We start from the raw sequence: 2,953 nt of genomic DNA, 5'->3' as shown, positions 1-2,953 counted from the left end.
TGAATAATTCTGATGCAAAATTAGGATAAATTTAATACTGCTTTTTTTAAAATAATATTATAGGAATTAAATTTATTCTGATGGTTATATGTTGGACAATTTTTTTAAATTAAGTGAGAATGGGACTGATTTTAAGACAGAAATCGCCGCAGGCATTACTACATTCCTTGCAATGGCTTATATTTTGGGAGTAAATCCTGTTGTTTTGTCTGATGGTGGAATGCCCGCCACTGGAGTATTTTTTGCAACCGCAGTGGCTTCCGGTGTTGCTTGTTTGATTATGGGTTTGGTTGCCAGATATCCTATTGGATTGGCTCCCGGTATGGGACTGAATGCATTGTTTACATATACGATTATATTGTCGATGGGAAACACTTGGGAAACCGCTCTTGCAGCTGTATTCCTTTCAAGCATAATCTTTTTTATAATCACTATTTCCGGTTTGAGGGAGGCAATCCTAAATGCCATTCCTCTTGACTTGAAGTATGGTATCGGTGCTGCAATCGGATTTTTCCTGGCATTTTTAGGACTAAAAGGTCCGGGAATCATCGTTTCCGACCCGTCCACCATTGTTAGCATGGGATCTCTTATGACTCCTCCAGCGCTTCTTGCATTGATAGGCATTATCATTACTTTGGTTTTATATGTAAGGAAAATCCCTGCTGCTGTATTTCTTGGATTGATTGTGACTGCTATAATTGGAGTGATTTTTACTGCATTAGGATTTGGTGCAGGCGACATATTGATGCCTGCATTTCCGAAACATATCGTATCGGCCAATTTTGATATGTCATTGTTTTGCGGATTCATCAAAGGATTCGGACAGCTGTTTTCAAACATTCCGAACTTAATAATGATTCTGTTTTCATTGATATTCGTAACGTTTTTTGATACAACAGGAACTCTGATGAGTTTAGGAAAGCAATGCGGATTCATGGATGATAAAGGCCAGGCTGTTGGAATCGAAAAGGCGTTCCTGGCTGATGCGATCGGAGGTATTGTCGGTGCGGTGGTTGGTACAAGTACCGTTACAGCATTTGTGGAAAGTGCTGCAGGTATTGGTAACGGTGGCAGGACAGGTTTAACAGCTATCGTCATCGGGTTACTGTTCCTGATTTCAATATTCTTCGCTCCATTGATATTGGGACTGTTCACTTCCCCTGTTACCTGTGCAGCATTGGTAATGGTCGGTATATTGATGATTGAGCAGTTAAAGGATGTTCAATGGACCAGTCTGACTGTGGCTGCATCTGTATTCATGACTATCATTATGATGATTCTGACCTACTCCATTTCATTAGGTATAGCTTGGGGATTCGTAATTTACGCCGTTACAAACATTGCTAGCGGAAAGGCAAAGGATTTAGGTTGGGGAATCTGGTTGATGGTAGCAATATTCATTATATATCTATTCTTTGGACTTTAGACTCACATTTGTGGGTTTATTTTTTTTTTATTTTTTTTAAAATCAGTCATTGTAATCTTTTTCTACCTTTTCAAGATAATATTTGCCCTTATCTGTGATGCTGTAGAATCTGTATCTTTTGTCTTCTTCATTGAGGCATTCCACTAACTCTGCTTCTTTTAATGTCTTTAGATATTTTGAAACATGGTTGCTGTTGTCGTTGATATCCTTGCTGATTTTTGAAGGGATTTTATCTTCATTTTCTAGGGATTTTAACACTTTTATTCTTTTTTTGGAACGAGCTAGCAAAGATACAATACTCATATCATCTTTTTTACTCATAATTTTGAATTTGGAATTTGGCTATTTAATAGATATGTATATGATATTAGCATGCTAATAGCAATGTTTATATTATGTGATTAATAAAATTACTATTACAAATTAGGGAGGTTTTCTATGAATAGGAAAATATTAACTTTTTTAATAGTATTGATTGCTGTTATTTCAATTGCTAGTGTATGTGCAGTTGAGTTAACAAAAGAAAATGATTTTGATGGAAAATTCAAGATGAACTGTACTGAAAATGTGACTTTTAATGTGACTGATAGATATTCTCCGGAATTCGTATCCAATCAATCATGGATTAATGATGATGAAAGCATTCATGTATGTTATTATGACGCGGGAATGGATAATTTGATTCCAATAATTAAAAGTAATACATTGTTTACTAATGAACCAAAAGTTGAAGGAAATTTAACAATATTTGAAGATACTACTTCTCCTGAAGGTTCTAGTTATGCTGTAAAATATTTTGTAGGTGTTTCTTCACCCGAAAATAAAACAGTATTTGTGGGATGTGATGATTTAGATCTTGCAAAACAGTGCATTAATACAATTAAATTTAATTAAGTAAACATCTTTGTTTACTTAACTTTTTTTGGAGGCAATATGAATAGGAAACTATTATTTACTTTGGCAATAATTTTATTGGCAGTTCTATTCATGTCCAGTGTAAGCGCATTCTGGCCTTTTGATAGTGGAAATGATGTAACTGTTAATGGCGTTAGTTTCCATTTGCCTGATGGCTTTGATGTTGATAAACCAATAAAATCTGAAAGTGATGCTACTTATGAAAGAACTGTTTTTCAGAATACTGAAAATAAAGACACTGTTGACATTGCAGTCGACGATAAGTCCGTTGAGGATTCCGTAATAGGTAATTCATTAATCAAAAAAGGATTTGAACAAAAGACAATAGATGGAAAAGAGGGATTTTATAAGTTTTATTTGTCAGAAAATGTGGAATTCGTTTATATTGATAATGATAAGGTTATTTCCATAATTGTTCCGTATATCTATGACAACCATGGGGATAATTTTATGAAGGCTGATGATTTTCTTGCAGAGATAATAAAATAACTCTCTTTATTTTCTTTTTTTTTAAACCATAACAATATAATTAAATATCACCAACACCAAAATTATAATATTAACTAAAAATGGAGCATATTGTTATGAATAAAAGAACTATTGAGCTTTCTG

General features: G+C 34.1%; 4 protein-coding genes. 3 read left to right on the top strand and 1 reads right to left on the bottom strand.

Translation table 11 applies throughout. The features are described 5' to 3' along the window. Window positions 1-88 precede the first annotated feature (88 nt). On the top strand, window positions 89-1,426 hold the full coding sequence (locus QZN27_RS09580; protein ID WP_296786938.1) for an NCS2 family permease: 1,338 nt from the start codon (window positions 89-91) through the stop codon (window positions 1,424-1,426). Between the two features lie 42 nt (window positions 1,427-1,468). On the opposite strand, the gene QZN27_RS09575 is transcribed toward QZN27_RS09580, so the two are convergent. After that, window positions 1,469-1,747 carry a winged helix-turn-helix domain-containing protein gene (locus QZN27_RS09575; RefSeq protein ID WP_296786935.1) on the bottom strand — a complete coding sequence of 93 codons (279 nt, stop codon included), beginning with the start codon at window positions 1,745-1,747 and terminating at the stop codon, window positions 1,469-1,471. A gap of 117 nt (window positions 1,748-1,864) precedes the next feature. Between QZN27_RS09575 and QZN27_RS09570 the strand changes: the two genes are divergently transcribed. Together QZN27_RS09570 and QZN27_RS09565 are read left to right on the top strand one after the other, a co-directional pair. Then, a complete protein-coding gene (locus QZN27_RS09570) occupies window positions 1,865-2,320 on the top strand; it encodes a hypothetical protein (protein ID WP_296786932.1) in 456 nt (151 codons plus the stop codon). Between the two features lie 39 nt (window positions 2,321-2,359). Then, window positions 2,360-2,830 carry a hypothetical protein gene (locus QZN27_RS09565; protein ID WP_296786929.1) on the top strand — a complete coding sequence of 157 codons (471 nt, stop codon included), beginning with the start codon at window positions 2,360-2,362 and terminating at the stop codon, window positions 2,828-2,830. Window positions 2,831-2,953: the final 123 nt, after the last annotated feature.

It is taken from the genome of uncultured Methanobrevibacter sp. (genome assembly GCF_900316895.1).
Classification (GTDB): Archaea; Methanobacteriota; Methanobacteria; order Methanobacteriales; family Methanobacteriaceae; genus Methanocatella.
Note: the sequence above shows the minus strand (reverse complement) of the source record. Positions and strands in the feature narration are given on the sequence as shown.